This is a genomic window from Tianweitania sediminis, from assembly GCF_017813335.1.
GTDB lineage: Bacteria > Pseudomonadota > Alphaproteobacteria > Rhizobiales > Rhizobiaceae > Tianweitania > Tianweitania sediminis.
Genome location: NZ_JAGIYY010000001.1, coordinates 740602 through 759445 on the forward strand (window position 1 = coordinate 740602; position 18844 = coordinate 759445).

The following is an 18844-nucleotide window of genomic DNA, read 5'->3' on the forward strand; positions in this document are numbered from 1 at the left end:
TCTCCACCAAGACAGGGAGCCGCGTGAGGCCAATGGATGCGGAACTCAGCGAACTAAGGCTGGTGGACGACGTGATGCGCCAATGGCCGGCGGTCATCGGCGTCTTCCTGAAGCACCGGCTGCACTGTGTGGGCTGCCCTATTGGACGCCTGCATACGATCCGGGATGCCTGCGTCGAGCATCAGGTCGACCTGGATCGATTTATGGCAGACCTCCAGACGACAATTGCAGCGCTTTTCCAGCCAAGGAGCCGTCAATCCCCGGATGCATTACCCTCGGCGATCATCAGCAGCTTGTGAGGATCGCGCATAAGCAAGTGCTGGCGATCGCCCTCAAGCAGGCGTCGCGCTTCCCAGCCGCTCATGATGCGGCTCACCGTGTGCAGCGTCGTGCCAATCATTTCTGCCAGCTCCTGGCGCGTGATGGCGAAGTCGATGAGGATGCCCTGGTCGACCTTACGGCCGGCCTGACCCGCGAGACGGGTGAGCGCATGCGCCAGGCGGCGCTGAACTTCTTCGGTCGACAGCTCGGTGATGCGGGTATGAGCCTCTTCCAGCCTTTGGCCAAGGGCCCGCATGGCGCCAGCACTCAGCGCGGGCACTTTTTCCACCAGGCCCGGCCACAGCGCGGACGGCCAGCTCAGGATCAGGCACTCGGATGCTGCCAGAGCGGTTGCCGGATAGGTGGTGCGACCGATGGCTGCTGCCATGCCACAAATCTCGCCTGCCACGACGAAGCGGATCAGCACCTGATCGCCGTCCGATGTGATCTTGACCACTTTCAGGCGCCCGTCGAGCACCAGAAAGAAATCGACGGCTTCCCCGCCTTCCTCGAACAAGGTGGTGCCTTTGACGAGGCGGCGAGTCGATGCCCCTGCAATCACGAAGCGCAGATCTTCCTCGGACAGGCCGCGGAATTGGGCGAGGGGGCGGAGAAGAGAAGCATCGAGGCGCGACATGGCTCGCACCTAGCGCTTTGGCGCGTGTACATCCAGCATCCCGAAACCTTGCGGCAGCACAAAGTTCGGCTCGCCCCCCTCCGTTAAACAGTGTTGCCCCTGCGTTCTTCCCCCCGCAGGCGGGCAGCACGACGGAACAGCATCCATGAACAGGCCCTCTTCTTCCCCGCACAGCTTCGCATCGCCCGCGACGGACCGATCCGTGCCGAGGGCGCGACGCAAGGCTGGTGACACCGGGATAGACGGCCGCGGCCGGGTTTTAGGCGGCCCGGCGATCCTCAGCTATGGCTTCAGACCCTTCTTTTTGCTTGGCGGGCTTTATGCCGCCGTTGCCGTGCCGTTCTGGATCTGGGCTCACGCAAGTGGCTATCCCCTGCATGGCCCTTTTCCCGGCACCCTTTGGCATGCCCACGAGATGCTGTTCGGCTTTCTGTCCGCAGTGATCGCCGGCTTTGTGCTCACGGCCGTGCCAAATTGGACGGGACGTCTTCCCTTGAGTGGAACGCGTTTGGCCGTTCTGGTGCTGTTGTGGCTGGTTGGACGCATCGCCTGCGCCACCGTCGCTGCGCCTTGGGCGGCACTGGCGCTGGACATGCTGTTTCCGGTCACCCTCGCGCTGGCGATCTGGCGCGAAGTGCTTGTTGGCCGCAATCGCCGCAACATTCCGGTAGCAGCGCTGCTGACGCTCCTTGCCGTGGCAGGCGGCCTCCATCACATGGAAGCTGGCGGCCTTATTGAACCGGGCCTTGCGGTGCGGCTCGCGATCGGCGTGACCACGATTCTGATGACTTTGATCGGCGGGCGGATCATTCCGAGCTTCACCCGCAACGGGCTAGTAAAAAAGGGAAGCAACGCCTTGCCAGCTGCCTTCGGGCTACCGGACAAACTGGCGCTTTTCACAACGGTCCTCGGGCTGCTTGCCTGGATCATCGTTCCGGAGGCCGCCTGGGCTGCCGCGCTGCTGGTCGCCGCCGGAATTCTGCTGATCGCACGTTTACTGCGTTGGAAGGGTTGGCTTGCCCGGCGCGAACCGATCCTCGCAGTGCTTCACGTCGGCTATCTCTGGCTTTCGGTTGGAGTGGCGATGCTCGGCCTGGCAATCCTTTTGCCCTCCGCGGTTCCGGCCGACGCGGCAATCCACACGCTGACCGCCGGTGCGGTGGGAACGATGACGTTATCGGTGATGTCACGTGCCAGCCTTGGCCATACAGGACGCTTGATCGCCAGCGACCGGATCACGACCGCGATCTATGCTGCCGTGTCGCTGGGAGCCTTGCTGCGGATCCTGGCCCCGATCATTCCCGAGGCGTATCAGGCCCTGATCATCGCAGGTGGCAGCCTCTGGGCCCTTGCCTTCCTGCTATTCGTCATGCGCTACGCCCGGATCCTTTGGCGTCCTCGACAGGGACCGTGATCATCGGTCACTCGACCCGCAACGGCCATTCTCTTACTTGCACTCAGAACCCTTGGGAACCGACATGAACGCGCCTCGAACAAGACCCGTCCCTCCCGAGCCGGAGCTGCCGGTCGATCACCCGCTGATCGACCGGTCCTTCATCGCGAGGCTGGTGCGCGCGTTCTACGGCCGCGTACGGTCAGACCCCCGCCTTGGCCCGATTTTCGCAGCAGAGATCGCGGACAGTTGGGAGCCTCACCTGGAAAAGATGACGGATTTCTGGTGCGCCGTGATCCTCAAGAACGGTGCCTACAGCGGGCGCCCTGTTCCAGCTCACGTCCGGCTGAAAGGCATCGTCGAGGAAGATTTCGGCATCTGGCTTCACCACTTCCACATGACCATTTCGGGCCTCTGCCCGCCTGAAGTCGCAACGATTTTTGTCGATCGTGCCGAGCGCATCGCCCGAAGCCTGAAGCTCGCGATGTTCTTCAAGCTGGAACGCAGTTCCTAGTCTACGCAACCGCAGGCACAGGAGCAGTCGTAGCTTCGGCCGTCTGCCAATCGATAGAGCGCGCAGTAGCTTCACTCTCCCGCCAAGTTCTCAGCGGTCGCAATCTCGCGGAACGCTTTTCCCATCCGTCAAGTTTGCAATTTGGCAGGATCAGAAAGACCGCCTCATCTCAGCTCATAGAGCGCCAACAAGCGTCCTTCGTGGGCTGGTTCGAAGAAGGAAAGTAGACCGTGCCGATTTTGGATCTCCAAAGCTTTTCCCGACACGCGAAACTGATCGCCGCCGCCACGGCCGCGACTGTCGCGACCCCCGCCCATGCCCATGTGAAGTGGTTTGCGCCTTACATCGTCGGCGCTCAGCCGGCCCCCATCACCAACACGCTGTCGGACGTGTGGTTCTGGACCGCGATCGTACTGGTGCTCGTGTTTTTCGTGGGGACACGGGCCGTTGAGCGAACCGGCTTCGGCGAGCGGGTTCTTTCAGGCATGGACCGCGTGACGGATCCGCTCTGGAACCGTCTCGACGATTTCGTGCGGGTGGTGATCGGTGCCTTTTTCGTGGCGATCTTTGCGGTCGGCGGCGTTTACCTGACGCCGGATCTCAAAACCCCGGCCGAGTGGGTTTCCTGGCTCCAGCTCCTGATTGCCTTCGGTGTTTTCTCACGCAAGACCATGCCTTTCTCTGCGGCCGGCATCATCCTGCTCTGGGTGCTGGCGTTGCGCGATTATGAGCTCTTTCACCTGTTCGACTACCTTGCGCTCGGCGTTGCAGTTGGGGGCTATCTCGTGCTTGCGGCGTCAAACAACCCCGAATGGCGCAAACACCGCTTCGAGGTGCTGCGCTGGGGCGTCGCCATCGCCTTGATGTGGTCGAGCCTGGAGAAGTTTGCTTATCCAGACTGGTTCTATCCTCTCGTGGAAGAAAAGCCGTTTCTGACCTTCGGCATGCCGCGCGATGTGTTCATTCCAATGGCTGGCGTGGCTGAGTTTACCATGGGCTTTGGCCTCCTGTGGACGCCGTTGGTGCGCCGGCTTTCAGCGATCAGCCTGTTCATAATCTTCAACGCGGCCGTTTATCCTTTTGGCCGCATCGATCTTGTCGGTCATGCACTGATCATGGCGATCATCGTTGCCATTTTTGCCGACCATACGCGCGAACTGCACTTCCTGCCCAAGCTCAAACAGTCGCTCGCGAGTGTTCCAGCCGGCCTGGCGATCGCTTTTGTCATCTTCGTTGCGGGATACTGGGGCTTGCACCGGACCTTCTTCGGCGCGGAAGGCCAGCAACAGCAGGCGGGATTGGCGACCCATTCCTACAATCCCGAACATCCGCATGGACCGCAGGCGGCTGGAGGCATTGGTGCGCCCCCGACCTCAGGTCCTGCCGAGCACGGTGGACATGGTGGTCCTGGAGGGGCCGCGGACACAACTGTGCTGACGCCGCCGGAGCAAACTCCAGCCAATGCCGCCTACGAGGCAACCATGTCCACGATGCACCGGCCGATGATGGAAGGCATGCGCCATCCTGATCCGGACGTCGCGTTCATGCTGGGCATGATCCCGCACCACCAGGGCGCCATCGACATGGCGCGGGTTCAGCTGCAGTACGGAGCGGATCCTCAGGCGCGCGCTTTTGCGGAGCACCTCATCGGCGAACAGGAAGCAGAAATCGATCAAATGCGCCAATGGCTGCAACAGCGGGGTGTCGAGAGCGGCAGCCGATGATGCGTTCAAGCGGAGAGCCCGACCACGGGCTGGGCTCTTCAGTTCCCAGTTGGCCCCTCTTCGCGTGCTTCAGGAAAATGAAGGAAGAAAGCTGCCGACCGCCCAGCTCCTACGCCGCAGGCGATCAGCCACTTTTCCAGCGAAGCGCGTCTGAAAGCGCCCTCAACGCCGGCGTTACCTGCCGGCTCGGATAATAGAGGTGCAAGCCGGGAAACGTGGGGCACCACTCGTCCAGAACCTGCACCAACCGGCCGTCAGCAATCTCCTCGGCAACATCGGGCTCCAGCATGTATCCCAATGCCGCGCCGGCACGAACAGCGGCGGCGGCGACCGTTTCGTCGTTCCCGGTCAGCTGCCCGCGGGGGTGGTAGCGTATCTCGCGACCGTCGCGCGCAAACTCCCAAGGCAAGAGGCCACCGCCAGCCAGCCTGTAGTTGATGCAAAGGTGCCTTTCCAGGTCGTCCGGTGTGGAGGGAAGTGCGTGTCGGGAAAAATAGCTTGGCGTGCCAACCACGACCGTGCGCAGGTCTGGCCCCACGCGCACCGCGACCATGTCGCGCTCCAAGGTTTCTCCGAAGCGGATGCCAGCATCATAACCCTCTGCCACCAGATCGCTAAGCCTGCTGTCTACGTTCACCTCAACCGAAACCTTCGGGTGCTCGCTGAGGAAGCGCGGCAGGACCGGCGCAAGCACCATCCGCGCGGCAGAAGAAAATGTTGTCAGGCGAATGTGGCCCGCGGGTTCGCCGCGCCAGTTCGCCAACGCGGATAATCCGCTCGCCACTTCGGCCAGTGCCGGATCAAGCGAACGCAGAAGCCGTTCACCAGCGGGCGTTGGAGCTACACTGCGGGTTGTCCGAGCAAGCAGCTGTACGCCAAGCCGCTGCTCCAAGTTCCGCATCGCGTGACTAAGCGCGGAAGGTGAAAAACCGAGTTCTGCCGCGGCGCGCGTAAAGCTGCGGACGCGCGCCACAGCCGCAAACGCTGCCAGATCGTCAAGCTCGCCCCGCTTCATTGCTGCATATCCTTCACAAGCCCTTGCGGCGCGGTCCGCCTAATCTGCTCCCGCAAGAGAGGCTACTTTAGTGGAACATGTCAGGAGATGCAGCAATGAGCCTTATCGAATATCGTACACTTGGCCGATCAGGACTGGTGGTTAGTCCACTTGCCTTGGGCACCATGACCTTCGCTGCTGGCCGCTGGGGCGCGGACGAGACCACCTCTCGCGCCATCTTCCATGCTTATACCGAAGCTGGCGGCAACTTCCTCGACACAGCCGATGTCTACTCCGGGGGCGAGAGCGAGGCGATGCTGGGTCGGTTCCTTTCCGAATCTGGCTCACGTGACAGGCTGGTAATTGCCACCAAATCGGGCTTTCCACGTCGTCAAGACACTCCCCTGGCCGGAGGAAATGGCGCTCGAAACATGCGAGACGGTATCGAGGGCTCGCTGCGCCGGCTCCGTACCGACTTCATCGACCTTTACTGGACGCACGTCTGGGATCGTACAACGCCTGCGGAAGAAGTGCTGCGCGCGCTTACCGATGCCGTCCGCCGCGGCGACATCCTCTACTACGGCTTCTCTAACGCGCCTGCTTGGTATGTTGCTCAGATTGCCACGCTTGCGCGTGCGCATGGGCTCCCGGAGCCAATCGGCCTGCAGTATTCCTATTCTCTCATAGATCGCGGTTTAGAACTCGAGATCGCACCGGCGGGACAAGCTCTTGGACTGGGGCTGGTAGCTTGGAGCCCGCTCGCGGCCGGCATGCTGACTGGCAAATACGGCCGCGAAAAGCTTGCCGACGCGGGCCCGGCAGGTTCGCTTCCAGACCGGCCCGGCGAGACGACGGACCGCGGCAGCGACGGGAGGCTGAATGGCGACAACCCTTATGGCGGGATGCTCTTTACCGAAGGCAACTTCAAGATCGTTGACGTGCTGCGAGCAGTCGCAGCCGAGCTCGATCGTCCAATGGCGCAAGTGGCACTGGCCTGGGTGACAAACCGACCAGGCGTGTCCTCGGTGCTGATCGGAGCGAGCCGGACGGAGCAGCTTCAGCAGAACATCGCTTCGCTTGATGTCGTCCTCTCGCCAGATCAAAGGGCTCGGATCGAGGCGGCAGGAACACCACCTATGCTCAACCCCTACTTCATCTTCGATCTGCCCCGCGAACGCATCTTTGGTGGGCAGTCAGTTGATCCTTGGGTCGACATGCGAACCTGAGCGCGGGATAACTTCGCGCTGAACGGGAAAGTTCTACTCAGCGACGGCAGCCCGCTGGCAGCTGACATGAGGCGCCGACGCTTACGACTCTGGAGCAAATCAAAATAGATGCGGAGAAAGTGGTCGTATCCGGAACCAGCTTCGCCAAGGGCTGCATAACGCAGAAGAGGCTCATCGGCCGTCTTCTGCCTCTTCGTTTCGCCGCCCGATGGCAGCAAGAGCACGCCATCGATGCAGTTGCAGGCCGCAGACAAGCATCGATATTGGCGCGCGACCTGCACCGGAAATCAAGGCAGCGAAAGGAGCGTCTGCCGAGCGAGATCAGTCGACGCGGGCACCCGACGCCTTCACGACGTCGCCCCATTTTGCCGCCTCCGCCTTGATGAAGGTCGTGAAGTCGGCCGAGCTCTCCGGCACCGGCGTCCCGCCGAGTCCCTTGATCTTCTCGATCATGGCGGGCTCCTTCAGCGCTTCTGTGATCGCCGCGTTGAGCGTCTCCACGATCGGCGCCGGCGTGCCGGCGGTGACAAAGACGCCGAACCAGGAGGTGGCCTCGTAGCCGTCCAGGCCCGCTTCGGAGATCGTCGGCACGTCCGGTAGTTCCTCCGCACGTTCCGAGGAGGTGACCGCAATGGCGCGCAGGCTTCCCGCGCGCACATGCTGGATCGCGCTCGGCAGATTGTCGAACATGATCGCGATCTGGTTTCCGAGCAGATCCGTGAGCGCGGGTGCACTGCCCTTGTAGGGAACGTGCAGCATGTCGACGCCGGCCTTGGTCTTGAAGAGCTCGCCCGACAGGTGGATCGAGGTCCCGTTGCCGGAGGAGGCATATTCCACCGCGCCGGGATTTGCCTTTGCGTGGGCGATCAGCTCTTGGACGGTGGAGAAGGGCTGCTGCGGATTGGCCACCAAGATATTGGGCACCGTGGCGATGCGGCTGAGGGCCACGAAATCCTCAATCGGATCGAAGGGCATGGAGGAGTAGAGGCTCTGGTTGATCGCGTGGGTGCCGACCGTGCCGACGAGCAGCGTATAGCCATCGGGCTCCGCCTGGGCGGCGGCTGCCGAGCCGATGTTGCCACCGGCGCCGCCCCGATTCTCCACGACGACCTGCTGGCCCAGCTTCTGAGAAAGCGCCTCGGCGACGAGACGGCCGAGAATGTCGGTGGTGCCTCCGGCCGGAAACGGAACGATCATCGTGATCGTGCGGCTCGGATACGCCTCCTGCGCCACCGCGGACCCGGTGAAAGCGTGGCTGAACGCACCCGCCAAACCCGCCGCGAGCACCGCCGCAGCTATTGCACGTCGTGAAATCATGCTCTCTCTCCCTCTGAAGAATGTCCTCACAAGGTACGCTACCAGACTCTTCGTGGCGGCAGGAAGCCCTTCGTTTGAAGTGTCAGGATCGTTCGGTCCGATTGCCAGACTGGGCGAAGCTAACCGGGATCGGATCAACCATTCGACACGCACCATCAGCATGGTGCGTCCGTCGCTGCCCGGACGTCATGAGCGGAAACTCGGCGACGATGGGATTACTGATGACAGACGTCGAGCTCGCGGACGTGAGGCCGATTTGTGCCGTGCGATACTTCGGGCCGATGCATCGAGCCGTTGCCCTGTCGAGACTCGGCCGCCCCTTAGATGCGGCGACCGTCGGGAGGCCATCTAAACGGAAACAGCGCTCGTGATGCGGCTATCGCTACTGGATCGTTGCGCCTTCTTTATTCGTGGTAACCGCGTCCAGCGTCCACAACGAGTGTTTGGGCCGTTATGGACGGATTCTCGGCCAACATGATCACCGCATGAGCCACATCTTCAGCTTCTACCCAGCGACCCAGCAGTGTTGATGATAGCGATTTGGACACACGCGCTTCTGGCCAATCAGCGGTCCACGGGGTTCTGGTCAATCCTGGCGCGACGGCATTGACCCTGACATGAGGCGCTAGCGCCTTGGCCAGGTTGATTGTCATGTTGATCAACGCGGCCTTGCTTGCCGCATAAGCCATGCTGCTGGCCGATTTTCCCAGACCTGCAATGCTGGCTATGTTGATGATTGCCCCACCGTCTGAAAAGTAAGGGGCGGCTGCGCGACTGCACCAGAATGGTCCCAGCAAATTCGTTGAGAAGATGGCGCCCCAGAACTCAGGTGTCATTTTGTCGAGATCGCTCATCGGGATGGGATCGCGTGTGTTCGAAGTTCCGGCATTGTTGACAAGCAGGTCCACTTTGCCGCCTAACTGTCGGGCCGAGCTAGTTATCATGTCTTCAACTGCGCCACGGTCTGAAACATCCGCGAACGCAGAGACAACGGTTTCATTATACGTGGCTTTCAGCCCAGCGATGACCTCAGATGCTTTGGCATCTCCAGGCAATGCATTCACGGCCACCTGAGCTCCTCTTTCAAGGCAAGCCTTGGTTACTGCAAGCCCGATGCCGGAGGCACCGCCAGTGACGATCACACGTGTGCGCGGTTCTATGATCATCTTTTCTCCCGATGGCGTACTTTGGCGAAGCTGTTGCCGACGAAGGCAAATTGCAACTCCGATAACTTCAACGAACAGCTCGCAGCGGGCGCGGGCGATGCGGACATCCTTATTGCCCGAGCCGGATCTGCCGGAATAGGCTGCGAGGTAGTCTTCGGCCATCCGGCTGAACCTCGGCTTCCTTGAAGCTGGCCGCCTCACGTAACGCCTGTCCAGGTTGTATCCGGCTGTCCCGTCATCATCGATTGCGTTCTGATCCAGGGTCGGCTCGGCCGCAGCCGAAAAGTCTGGACGATGCTCTGCGGCCCGAACAGGCGCCGAAATGAACGTCGGGTGGTCCTGCGGCGGCGACGCTGCAGGCACGCCGAGCGCCTTCGGCATCCTGATCTGGAAAAGGTAAACCGAACCCGAACGCACAAGGTAGGGCCCAGCGCCGCGCGCCTTTGTGTGCCTTCCGACCGGTCCCGACCCGGTCTTTTCTAGCGATACACCATGTTCTCCAGCCATTGATTCCACTCCGCAAGGGGGCAGACGGGCCGAAGTTGCCGGAAAACGCGCGGTTCAAACTGGCGGAGAGTCTCAGGTAAGTGGCGGAGAGGGGGGGATTCGAACCCCCGATGGGCTTGCACCCATGCCGCATTTCGAGTGCGGTGCATTCGACCACTCTGCCACCTCTCCGCGGCTGGTCGGCCTGTTGTCAGGCGCGGCGCACTCCATATAGGCAGCCGCGCCTTTGCACAAGGGTTTCCTGCCTTTCAACCCGGGTGTACCTTCGGGTCTCCTTAAGGACACCCGCTGCATTCTTGACGCAGCGGCGCTCCTCGGGTATGGAGCCGGCCAACTGACCGTGGACCCTCGATCCGCGGTTGTCGCTTTTGCGTGTAACGCAGGAACGGAAAACCGGGGCTGGCGCAAGCCGATCCGGTTTCTCGAGCAACAACAGTTCGAAACCAGACTGATAAAAAGACGGCCGGGCGCTTTGCGCGTTCAGGCTGGATGAACATCGAAAGGAAAAACAATGTTCGCAGTCATCAAGACCGGCGGGAAGCAGTATCGCGTTGCCGCCGACGACGTTCTGACCATCGGCAACATCACGGGCGAGGTCGGTGACACGGTGGAATTCGGCGAAGTGCTGGCTTATGGCGACGGTGACAACACCACGCTTGGCGCACCGCTGGTTCAGGGCGCAAAGGTCACCGGCGAGATCGTCGAACACGGCCGCTCCAAGACGGTGATCGCGTTCAAGAAGCGCCGCCGCCAGAACTCGCGCCGCAAGCGTGGCAATCGTCAGATGCACACGGTGGTGCGCATCACCGGCATCAACGCCGCCTGAGCGCGAACCAAGCAACCGCAAGGCGGATCAGCGATTGATCTGCTGACGTAACGACAATTTACCGGCGCCAGCTTGATCCAGAAGGGCGGATCAGGCAAAAGGGCGCCAATCAAGGAGTGATCCCATGGCACACAAGAAAGCTGGCGGTTCGTCGCGCAACGGTCGCGATTCCGAATCCAAGCGCCTTGGCGTGAAGAAGTTCGGTGGCGAAACCGTCAAGGCCGGAAACATTCTCATTCGTCAGCGCGGCACCAAGTGGCACCCGGGCACCAATGTGGGCATGGGCAAGGACCATACCCTTTTTGCGCTCGTACCAGGCTCGGTCGCGTTTCAAGCGAAAGCCAACGGCCGTACCTACGTGGCCGTCAATCCGATGGCTGAAGCAGCGGAATAGCCGGTTCCGCACCACCAACACCGGCAACCCATCTCGGGGACCCGGTGTCTGGCAAAGCCAGCAAGAGATCAGGGGAGATGGGTTTCCATCTCCCCTTTTTCTTTGTGCTTTGGAGGGACTGCACCATGGTTGCCGAACAGGAAGACCTGGAACATGAAAGTCGGCTGATCATCGATTGTCCGGTTTTGATTACCGATCGCCTCGTGATGCGCCCGCCGCACGAAGCTGATATCCCGGATCTCGTGCGATACGCCAACGATCGACAGCTGGCGGCAATGTTGTCGAGCATGCCGCACCCTTACCGCGAAACCGAAGCGCGCAACTTCATCGCCCGCTGGTCACCGGGTTCCAATGGCGTTGGTTATGCGCTGACGCGGGCCGAAGACGCCGGTTTTGTTGGCTGCGCGAGCATTTCCCCCGGCGCACAAGGAGCAGAACTCGGTTACTGGATCGGTCGTCCCTTCTGGGGACAAGGCTATGCGACGGAAGCCGCGCATGCTCTCGTGGATCTGATGTTTCGTGCCACCCAGGAAGATGTGCTCCATGCGTCCTGCCGCGTGGTGAATACCCCGTCGCGCCGCGTGATCCAGAAATGCGGCTTTCATTATGCCGGGCCCGGCATGGGGCATTCCCGCGTTTCCGGCCTGGTGCCGGTGGAGCGCTACCAGCTCGACCGCAAGACCTGGATCAGCCTGCGCACCTGGCCGTTGAACTGAGGGGCATTGCGGCCCCTCGCACTTGCCGGGCGCATAGTTTATTGCATCAAACGGCTGTTTGGCCGACCTGAAAGAACGAAGCCATGAAATTCCTCGATCAAGCCAAGGTCCATATCAAATCGGGCGACGGTGGTGCGGGCGCCGTGTCGTTCCGGCGCGAAAAGTTCATCGAGTTCGGCGGCCCGGATGGGGGAGACGGTGGACGCGGTGGCGATGTGTGGGCGGTTGCGGTGGACGGCCTCAACACGCTGATCGATTATCGTTACCAGCAGCATTTCAAGGCCCAGACCGGCGTCCACGGCATGGGACGCAACTTGGCCGGCGGCAAGGCGCCCGACGTCATTCTCAAGGTTCCCGCCGGGACCCAGATCTATGAAGACGACAACGAGACCCTGATCGCCGATCTCACCGAAGTCGGGCAGAAGGTGCTGCTTGCCAAAGGTGGCAATGGCGGCTTCGGCAACGCGCATTTCAAGACGTCCACCAATCAGGCGCCGCGGCGTGCCAATCCCGGGCTGGCAGGCGAGGAAAAGTCGATCTGGCTGCGCTTGAAGCTGATTGCCGACGCCGGCATCGTCGGACTGCCCAATGCCGGCAAGTCGACCTTCCTTGCCGCTGTCACGGCCGCCAAACCGAAGATCGCGGATTATCCGTTCACCACCTTGCATCCCGGCCTTGGTGTTGCGCGAATAGACGCGCGCGAGTTCGTCATTGCGGATATCCCTGGGCTGATTGAGGGTGCCCATGAAGGTGTGGGCATCGGCGATCGGTTTCTTGGCCATGTGGAGCGCACACGGGTGCTCCTTCATCTTGTGTCCGCGCAGGAAGAAAACGCGGCGCAGACCTACAAGACTGTGCGGGCGGAACTTGAAGCCTATGGCCATGGACTTGAAGAGAAGCCCGAAGTCCTGGCGCTGAGCCAAGCCGATACGATCGACGCGGAAACGCGCAAGAAGAAGGTTGCGGCGTTGAAGCGGGCATCCGGCAAAACGCCGCTGGTTCTGTCAGCGGCCACGGGGGAGGGCACGGAAAGCGTTCTGCGCGCCCTGATGGAGGTCGTCCAAGCCGCGCGTGCGGAAGAAGAGCCGGTTGTCGAGGATCCTCGCTGGCAAACGGGAGCGACGTGATGCGGAAGCCGCTGTCGTCTTACCGCCGGATCACGGTGAAGATCGGCTCCGCGCTTCTTGTGGATCGGTCGACCGGCTTGCGGCGGTCGTGGCTGCAGTCGCTCGTGGAAGACATCCGCCAACTCGCGAAGGGCGGGGCGGATGTTCTCGTGGTGTCGTCGGGTGCCATTGCGTTGGGGCGCACCATCCTTGATCTCGGACGGCGGCCGTTGAAGCTCGAAGAAAGCCAAGCGGCGGCGGCCGTGGGCCAGATCGCGCTGGCTGGCGCCTGGTCGGAAGAACTTGCGCGCGCTGATCTGAAATCCGGCCAGGTCCTGGTGACGCTCGGCGACACGGAAGAGCGTCGCCGGTACCTCAACGCCCGCGCCACGATTGGAACGCTGTTGAAGCTGGGCGCCGTTCCGGTGATCAATGAAAACGACACCGTGGCCACGACGGAAATTCGCTACGGCGACAATGACCGGCTCGCCGCGCGCGTCGCCACCATGATGGGTGCCGACCTCCTGATCCTGTTGTCAGACATCGACGGGCTTTACACGGCGCCGCCGCAGCGTGACCCCAGCGCGCAGTTCGTGCCCTTTGTGGAGCGCATCACGCCCGAGATCGACGCCATGGCGGGTGCTGCGGCCTCCGAACTGTCGCGCGGCGGGATGCGCACAAAGCTCGATGCCGGCAAGATCGCCACTGCGGCAGGCACGGCCATGATCATTACCCAGGGGGATCGCCTTCATCCACTGGCGGCAATCGATCGGGGCGAGCGCGCCACCTTTTTCCAGCCCTGGGCGCAGCCGGTGCGTGGATATAAGACCTGGATCGCCGGTCACCTCGAACCGGCCGGGCGTTTGACGGTGGATGCCGGTGCAATCAGCGCCTTGCTCGGCGGCAAATCGCTGTTGCCGGCTGGTGTAAAGGCGGTCAGCGGCCAGTTCGAGCGGGGCGACACGGTTGCAATCCTCGGTCCCGATGGCGCAGAAATCGCGCGGGGCCTTGCGGCCTATGATGCGCCGGACGCAAGCCGCATCGCAGGGTTGAAAACTACGGAAATCGCGGCGGTGCTCGGATACGAAGCGCGCTCGGCCATGGTGCACCGTGACGATCTGGTGATGACGCGCACCGCGTCGAAGAGCGCGGCGTCCGGCATTGTTCCGCGACAACAGGAAGCAAGCCATGCTGAAAGCGCTTGAAGTGAGCGATGTCGCCGCTCTGATGGCAGATCTGGGCTGTCGGGCGCGCGCGGCCTCCCAGATCCTGGCAATTGCAGCGCCGGAGGCCAAGCGCGAAGCGCTGCTGGCTGCCGCCCGGTTTGTTCGGGATGGTGCCGCGGTTATTCTTGAGGCCAACGAGATCGACCTTGCCAACGCACAAGACGCGGGCTTGAGTGCGGCGTCCATCGACCGGCTGACCTTGGACCCGACGCGGATCGCTGCGATGGCTGCGGGCATGGAAGCGATCGCGGAACTGAAGGATCCGGTCGGAACCGTAATGGCTGCCTGGGAGCGGCCGAACGGACTCCGGATCGAGCGCGTGCGTACCCCGCTCGGCGTGATCGGCGTCATTTATGAAAGCCGCCCAAATGTGACGGCAGACGCCGGCGCTCTCTGCTTGAAAGCTGGCAATGCTGTGATCCTGCGAGGCGGCTCGGATTCGGTGAACACGTCGGCTGCAATCCACGCCTTTCTTGTCCAGGGCGTCCAGGCTGCCGGCTTGCCCGCCGGTGCCATCCAGCTGGTGCCGACCACCGACCGCGGTGCCGTGGGTGAAATGCTGAAGGGTCTCGACGGGAATGTCGACGTGATCGTCCCGCGTGGCGGCAAGAGCCTGGTGGCGCGCGTTCAGTCCGACGCCCGGGTGCCGGTGTTTGCCCATCTGGAGGGCCTTTGCCACGTTTATGTCGATCGCTCCGCCGAGCTGGACATGGCGATGAAGGTGATCGTGAACGCCAAGATGCGCCGTACCGGCATCTGCGGTGCGGCCGAAACCCTCTTGGTCGACCGCGCTGCGGCAGACACACACCTCGTGCCGATGCTCGACGCCTTGAGCGCGGCCGGATGTGCCATCCGCGGGGACGACGATGTCGTACGCCGCTTCCCCCGCGCGCAAGTGGCTCGGGAAGAGGATTGGCGCACGGAATATCTGGACGCGATCATTTCCGTTCGCCTGGTGGATGGGATCGAAGGAGCGATCCGCCACATCGCCACGTACTCATCCCACCACACAGAAGCGGTGATTGCGGAGGATCCTGCCGTGGTGTCCCGGTTCTTCAACGAGATCGACTCGGCCATTCTTCTTCACAACGCGTCGACCCAGTTTGCCGATGGCGGCGAGTTCGGCTTCGGCGGCGAAATCGGCATTGCTACGGGCAAGATGCATGCGCGCGGGCCGGTGGGCGTGGAGCAACTGACGTCCTTCAAATATCGGGTTCATGGAACAGGCCAGGTGCGGCCGTAACAGTGGCTTGAGGGGAGGCCCACATGTCAGCGCAGGGGGAAACACGGACAGCCACGGTCGAGCTGCGCAACATTGCCGGGACGCAGGCTGCGCTCGGCTGGGCGGGTGGGCACACGCTGGTTGTTGATCGCCCCGACGGGGTTGCCGGGGGGCTTGGTCTCGGCTTCAACGGCGCCCAGATGCTCGCGCTGTCGCTCGGCGGATGTTTTTGCAACGACCTGCGTTACACCGCCGAACAGATGGGCGTGGAGCTCGGCGCCGTTGCGGTCAGTGTCACGCTGACGCTTGAAGGCGAACCGCTGCTCGCGCGCGCAGCAAACATGCAGGTGGACTGCAGGCTCGTGGACGGCTCCGACGCAAGCGCTGTGATCGAAGCGGCGAAGGCCACCTGCATGGTCAGCAATTCGCTGCGCAAAGGCTTCCCCGTCACCATCAGCGAAACCGTTCGTGGCTGAACACAACCGGATTGAAGGCGTGTCTCGCGCTTATCTGCGGATGCCCTATGTCGAAAAGGGCATGGCGGTGGGCTTGTTTGGCGGGTCGTTCAATCCACCGCATGCGGGACATGCCCTTGTGGCAGAGATCGCGCTGCGCCGGTTGAGGCTCAACCAATTGTGGTGGATGGTGACGCCCGGCAACCCGCTCAAAAGCACACGCGAGCTGGCGCCACTTGCGGAGCGGATCCGCTGGTCTGAAGAGGCAACGGAAGATCCGCGCATCAAGGTTACCGCTTTCGAGGCCGCATATCAGGTGCGCTACACAGCCGACACGCTTGCCCTGATCAAGGCGCGCAATCCCGGCGTGCGCTTCGTTTGGATCATGGGTGCCGACAGTTTGCTGAGCTTTCATCACTGGCAGCGCTGGCGGGAAATTGCCTCGACCTTCCCGATCGCGGTTGTGGACCGCCCAGGCTCGACCCTCTCGTTTCTTTCTTCCGTAATGGCGAAAACGTTCGACTACGCGCGCGAAGACGAGTCGGACGCGGAAGTGCTCGTGCAACAACAGGCACCGGCCTGGACCTTTCTCCATGGTCCGCGGTCCTCGCACAGTTCAACCGCCATCCGCGCCCGCAGGTCGCCCTAGCCACTCGCGTCAGGCGGTGTCGCATTCCTGACGGCGTTTCCCCGTTGGCTGCAGCAGGATTGGACCATGAGCCTTGCTGCGGAAAACCAGTCGAAAGCCTTTGCTCCCGTCGCAAGCGACGGGGCGGTCTGGTTTGCCATTTCCAGCGTGATTGCTTCCATGGCGCTGACGGCCGTGGGCAACGGCATGATGTTCGCCTTTATTCCGATGCGCCTCGGTTTCGGCGGCTATGATCCGGCCTGGGCCGGCAGCATCCTGACGGCGCTTTCGGCCGGCGGCATCGCCGGGTGCCTTCTGACGGGACGACTGGTCAGCCGCGTCGGACACGCCCGATCGTTTCTGGCTTTCTCCGCGCTGATCATCCTGTCCAATGCGCTCGTCGGCGCAGCGGTCGACCCCTGGCTCTGGATGGTAGCCCGCGCCATCTACGGCTTTTCCATCTGCGGCATGTTCATCGTGGCGCAAAGCTGGCTGAACGATGCCGTTTCGAACGCCGTGCGGGGCAGGGTTATGGCGGTGTTCTACGTCGCTTATATCTCTGGCCTTGGCTGCGGCTCGCTTTTGGCCGGCTTCGTGGATCTCAGAACGGCAAGTGCATCGTTGATCTCCATCGGCATCACCGCTCTTGCTGCGCTTCCGGTCTGCTTGACCCGGCTGCCGCCGCCGCCCGCGCCGGAAGCGGCGTCCGTGGCGCTGCGGCGTGCCTGGCGCATTTCTCCCGTGGGTGTTGCCGGCATGCTTGCCGTGGGTGGCCTGTCCATGATGATCACCGGCTTTGCGCCGATCCATGCGACGGCCAGCGGCATGACGCAGGAGCAGGTGGCGACCCTGATGTTTGCCATGCCAGTCGGAACCATGCTGTTTCAGCTGCCGTTCGGCTGGCTTTCCGATCGGACCGATCGCCGCTACGTGCTGATCGCGGCTGCCGCACTTGTTGTTGTGGCCGGTCTGATCGCCAGCTTCACCGATGGGAGCGGTCTGGCCTTGACCATCGCCATTTACGTGATCTGGAGCGGCGCCAGCGAATCCATCTATTCCCTGTCGAACGCGCATGCGAACGACCGTGCGGACAAGGACGATCTCGTGCTGCTTGCCAGCACCATGCTGTTTGCCTGGTCGATTTCGGGTTTCGTGGTGCCTGGGCTCGGAACCGTACTCACCGCTTTTTTCGGCACCCAGTCGTTTATGTGGGTTGCGGTCGCAATCGGCGCCGCCTTTTGCATCTTCGTGGTGACGCGTGTATTGTCCACCGGCAGCCGCGCGCCTCTGCCCGGCCTCACTTTCGCACCAATGGCCGCGCAAACACCTCCTGCGGTGGACCTCGCTTTTCCGACGGACGCTCCTCGTGCGGACTAGTTTCCGCCGACAACGGGACTTCCCTGGCGCAAGTTGTGATCCCCTCCTGTCTTGAAACTGTAGTGGGTATGCGCCTATCTATAGTGTGCGCCTGGCGTAAACAGGCGTATCCGTTGTTCCAATTCGAAAGGGAAGACCCTGAGAACAGCACTACAGAGGAAGGCGGAAACCCCGCTTTCGCAGGTCGGGATCGGCGCATCGGCGTCAGGACCCTCCCTACTCGACACCATCCTTGCGAGCCTCGACGACTCCAAGGCAGAAGAAATCGTTTCCATCAACATCCAGCGCAAGTCGAGCCTCGCCGACCACATGGTTGTGGCGTCGGGCCGGTCCAACCGCCATGTCGGCGCCGTGGCCGAGCACCTTTTGAAGGCGCTCAAGGACAACGGCGTCCATGATGCACGCGTGGAAGGACTGCAAAGCGCCGATTGGGTGCTGATCGACGCCGGCGACGTGATTGTTCACGTGTTCCGGCCGGAAGTGCGAGACTTCTACAACCTGGAAAAGATGTGGCAAACGCCCGATCTCGAAGACGAGACGGTGCACTGAGCTTCATCTCGAAAGGGTGAAATGCGGGTCGGGATCAACGCAATCGGCCGCTTGAAGGCCGGTGCGGAGCGCGACCTCGTCGCGCGCTACCTCGACCGCTTCACCAAGGCCGCACCACCTCTGGGGCTGGAGTTTTCCGGTGTAAGCGAGGCGGCGGAAAGCCGCCTTGGCAGCGCTGCGGAGCGGATGCGCGAAGAAGCATCCCGTGTCGACGTCGCCCTAAGCGGCGGTGCAGCGCTCGTGCTGCTCGACGAGCGCGGCAAAAACGTCGGCTCGACCGCCTTCGCCCAACTCATTGCACATCAACGGGACGCCGGGACGCGCCAGATGGTCTTTGCGATCGGCGGCCCCGACGGACATGCGCCGGTTCTGCACGAAAAGGCATCGCAACTTATTTCATTCGGCGCCGCGACATGGCCACACCAGCTTGTTCGTGTCATGCTGGCAGAGCAATTGTACCGCGCCGCGACCATTCTTTCCGGGCACCCATATCATCGCGCCTGAAACGTTGCCGGCCGGATCCTGCCAAGGACAGGAGCGCGGCCG

The 18844-nt window shown here is 62.3% G+C and carries 20 protein-coding genes and 1 tRNA gene; 16 read left to right on the top strand and 5 right to left on the bottom strand.

The window, feature by feature from the left end; genetic code table 11:
* The first annotated feature begins 32 nt into the window (after positions 1–32).
* Positions 33–299 (top strand): DUF1858 domain-containing protein, encoded by a 267-nt coding sequence (locus tag J5Y06_RS03505; RefSeq protein WP_209333706.1) that lies wholly within the window; start codon positions 33–35, stop codon positions 297–299.
* Here the strand turns inward: J5Y06_RS03505 and J5Y06_RS03510 are convergent.
* Positions 254–958, bottom strand: coding sequence for a Crp/Fnr family transcriptional regulator (locus tag J5Y06_RS03510; RefSeq protein WP_209333707.1), 705 nt, complete (start codon positions 956–958; stop codon positions 254–256). The two genes, J5Y06_RS03505 and J5Y06_RS03510, sit on opposite strands and share 46 nt — an antisense overlap.
* A gap of 145 nt (positions 959–1103) precedes the next feature.
* On the opposite strand from J5Y06_RS03510, the gene J5Y06_RS03515 reads away from it, so the two are divergent.
* The 3 genes from J5Y06_RS03515 to copM all read left to right on the top strand — a co-directional run bounded on the left by J5Y06_RS03515 (position 1104) and on the right by copM (position 4589).
* A complete protein-coding gene (locus J5Y06_RS03515; protein ID WP_209333708.1) occupies positions 1104–2372 on the top strand; it encodes an NnrS family protein in 1269 nt (422 codons plus the stop codon).
* Between the two features lie 64 nt (positions 2373–2436).
* On the top strand, positions 2437–2865 hold the full coding sequence (locus J5Y06_RS03520) for a group III truncated hemoglobin (RefSeq protein WP_209333709.1): 429 nt from the start codon (positions 2437–2439) through the stop codon (positions 2863–2865).
* Between the two features lie 230 nt (positions 2866–3095).
* Entirely contained in the window at positions 3096–4589 is a 1494-nt protein-coding gene (gene copM / locus J5Y06_RS22990) for a CopM family metallochaperone (protein ID WP_342453359.1), read from the top strand.
* A gap of 124 nt (positions 4590–4713) precedes the next feature.
* Here copM and J5Y06_RS03530 read toward each other — a convergent pair whose 3' ends face one another.
* The gene (locus J5Y06_RS03530; RefSeq protein WP_209333710.1) at positions 4714–5604 is read right to left on the bottom strand and encodes a LysR family transcriptional regulator; all 891 of its coding nucleotides are present in this window, start codon (positions 5602–5604) and stop codon (positions 4714–4716) included.
* Positions 5605–5699: 95 nt separating this feature from the next.
* Here J5Y06_RS03530 and J5Y06_RS03535 point away from each other — a divergent pair, with 95 nt between their 5' ends.
* Complete coding sequence (locus J5Y06_RS03535) at positions 5700–6809, top strand: aldo/keto reductase (RefSeq protein WP_209333711.1); 1110 nt, start codon at positions 5700–5702, stop codon at positions 6807–6809.
* Between the two features lie 321 nt (positions 6810–7130).
* On the opposite strand, the gene J5Y06_RS03540 is transcribed toward J5Y06_RS03535, so the two are convergent.
* The 3 genes from J5Y06_RS03540 to J5Y06_RS03550 form a co-directional block, all read right to left on the bottom strand.
* Positions 7131–8126: a Bug family tripartite tricarboxylate transporter substrate binding protein gene (locus tag J5Y06_RS03540; protein WP_209334353.1), complete on the bottom strand. Its 996-nt coding sequence runs from the start codon at positions 8124–8126 to the stop codon at positions 7131–7133.
* A 404-nt stretch (positions 8127–8530) separates the two neighbouring features.
* The gene (locus J5Y06_RS03545; protein WP_245247542.1) at positions 8531–9454 is read right to left on the bottom strand and encodes an SDR family NAD(P)-dependent oxidoreductase; all 924 of its coding nucleotides are present in this window, start codon (positions 9452–9454) and stop codon (positions 8531–8533) included.
* Positions 9455–9880: 426 nt separating this feature from the next.
* Positions 9881–9970: transfer RNA gene (locus J5Y06_RS03550), tRNA-Ser, on the bottom strand.
* A 340-nt stretch (positions 9971–10310) separates the two neighbouring features.
* Here J5Y06_RS03550 and rplU point away from each other — a divergent pair.
* From rplU to rlmH, 11 genes are all read left to right on the top strand, one after another.
* On the top strand, positions 10311–10625 hold the full coding sequence (gene rplU, locus J5Y06_RS03555) for a 50S ribosomal protein L21 (RefSeq protein ID WP_209333712.1): 315 nt from the start codon (positions 10311–10313) through the stop codon (positions 10623–10625).
* 124 nt (positions 10626–10749) lie between these two features.
* Positions 10750–11019, top strand: coding sequence for a 50S ribosomal protein L27 (gene rpmA / locus J5Y06_RS03560; RefSeq protein ID WP_209333713.1), 270 nt, complete (start codon positions 10750–10752; stop codon positions 11017–11019).
* Between the two features lie 125 nt (positions 11020–11144).
* Positions 11145–11735 carry a GNAT family N-acetyltransferase gene (locus tag J5Y06_RS03565; RefSeq protein ID WP_209334355.1) on the top strand — a complete coding sequence of 197 codons (591 nt, stop codon included), beginning with the start codon at positions 11145–11147 and terminating at the stop codon, positions 11733–11735.
* Positions 11736–11818: 83 nt separating this feature from the next.
* Positions 11819–12862, top strand: a complete 1044-nt coding sequence (obgE, locus tag J5Y06_RS03570; RefSeq protein WP_209333714.1) for a GTPase ObgE — start codon at positions 11819–11821, stop codon at positions 12860–12862.
* Positions 12862–14046 carry a glutamate 5-kinase gene (gene proB / locus J5Y06_RS03575; protein ID WP_209333715.1) on the top strand — a complete coding sequence of 395 codons (1185 nt, stop codon included), beginning with the start codon at positions 12862–12864 and terminating at the stop codon, positions 14044–14046. Before obgE ends, proB begins: the two co-directional genes overlap by 1 nt.
* Entirely contained in the window at positions 14030–15310 is a 1281-nt protein-coding gene (locus J5Y06_RS03580) for a glutamate-5-semialdehyde dehydrogenase (protein WP_209333716.1), read from the top strand. The genes proB and J5Y06_RS03580 overlap by 17 nt, the downstream gene beginning before the upstream one ends.
* A 23-nt stretch (positions 15311–15333) precedes the next feature.
* The gene (locus J5Y06_RS03585) at positions 15334–15765 is read left to right on the top strand and encodes an OsmC family protein (RefSeq protein ID WP_209333717.1); all 432 of its coding nucleotides are present in this window, start codon (positions 15334–15336) and stop codon (positions 15763–15765) included.
* Between the two features lie 40 nt (positions 15766–15805).
* On the top strand, positions 15806–16393 hold the full coding sequence (locus tag J5Y06_RS03590; protein WP_209334356.1) for a nicotinate-nucleotide adenylyltransferase: 588 nt from the start codon (positions 15806–15808) through the stop codon (positions 16391–16393).
* A 66-nt stretch (positions 16394–16459) separates the two neighbouring features.
* Entirely contained in the window at positions 16460–17749 is a 1290-nt protein-coding gene (locus J5Y06_RS03595; RefSeq protein ID WP_209333718.1) for an MFS transporter, read from the top strand.
* A 189-nt stretch (positions 17750–17938) separates the two neighbouring features.
* On the top strand, positions 17939–18298 hold the full coding sequence (gene rsfS / locus J5Y06_RS03600; protein WP_342453379.1) for a ribosome silencing factor: 360 nt from the start codon (positions 17939–17941) through the stop codon (positions 18296–18298).
* Positions 18299–18319: 21 nt separating this feature from the next.
* Complete coding sequence (gene rlmH, locus J5Y06_RS03605) at positions 18320–18802, top strand: 23S rRNA (pseudouridine(1915)-N(3))-methyltransferase RlmH (protein ID WP_209333719.1); 483 nt, start codon at positions 18320–18322, stop codon at positions 18800–18802.
* Positions 18803–18844 lie beyond the last annotated feature (42 nt).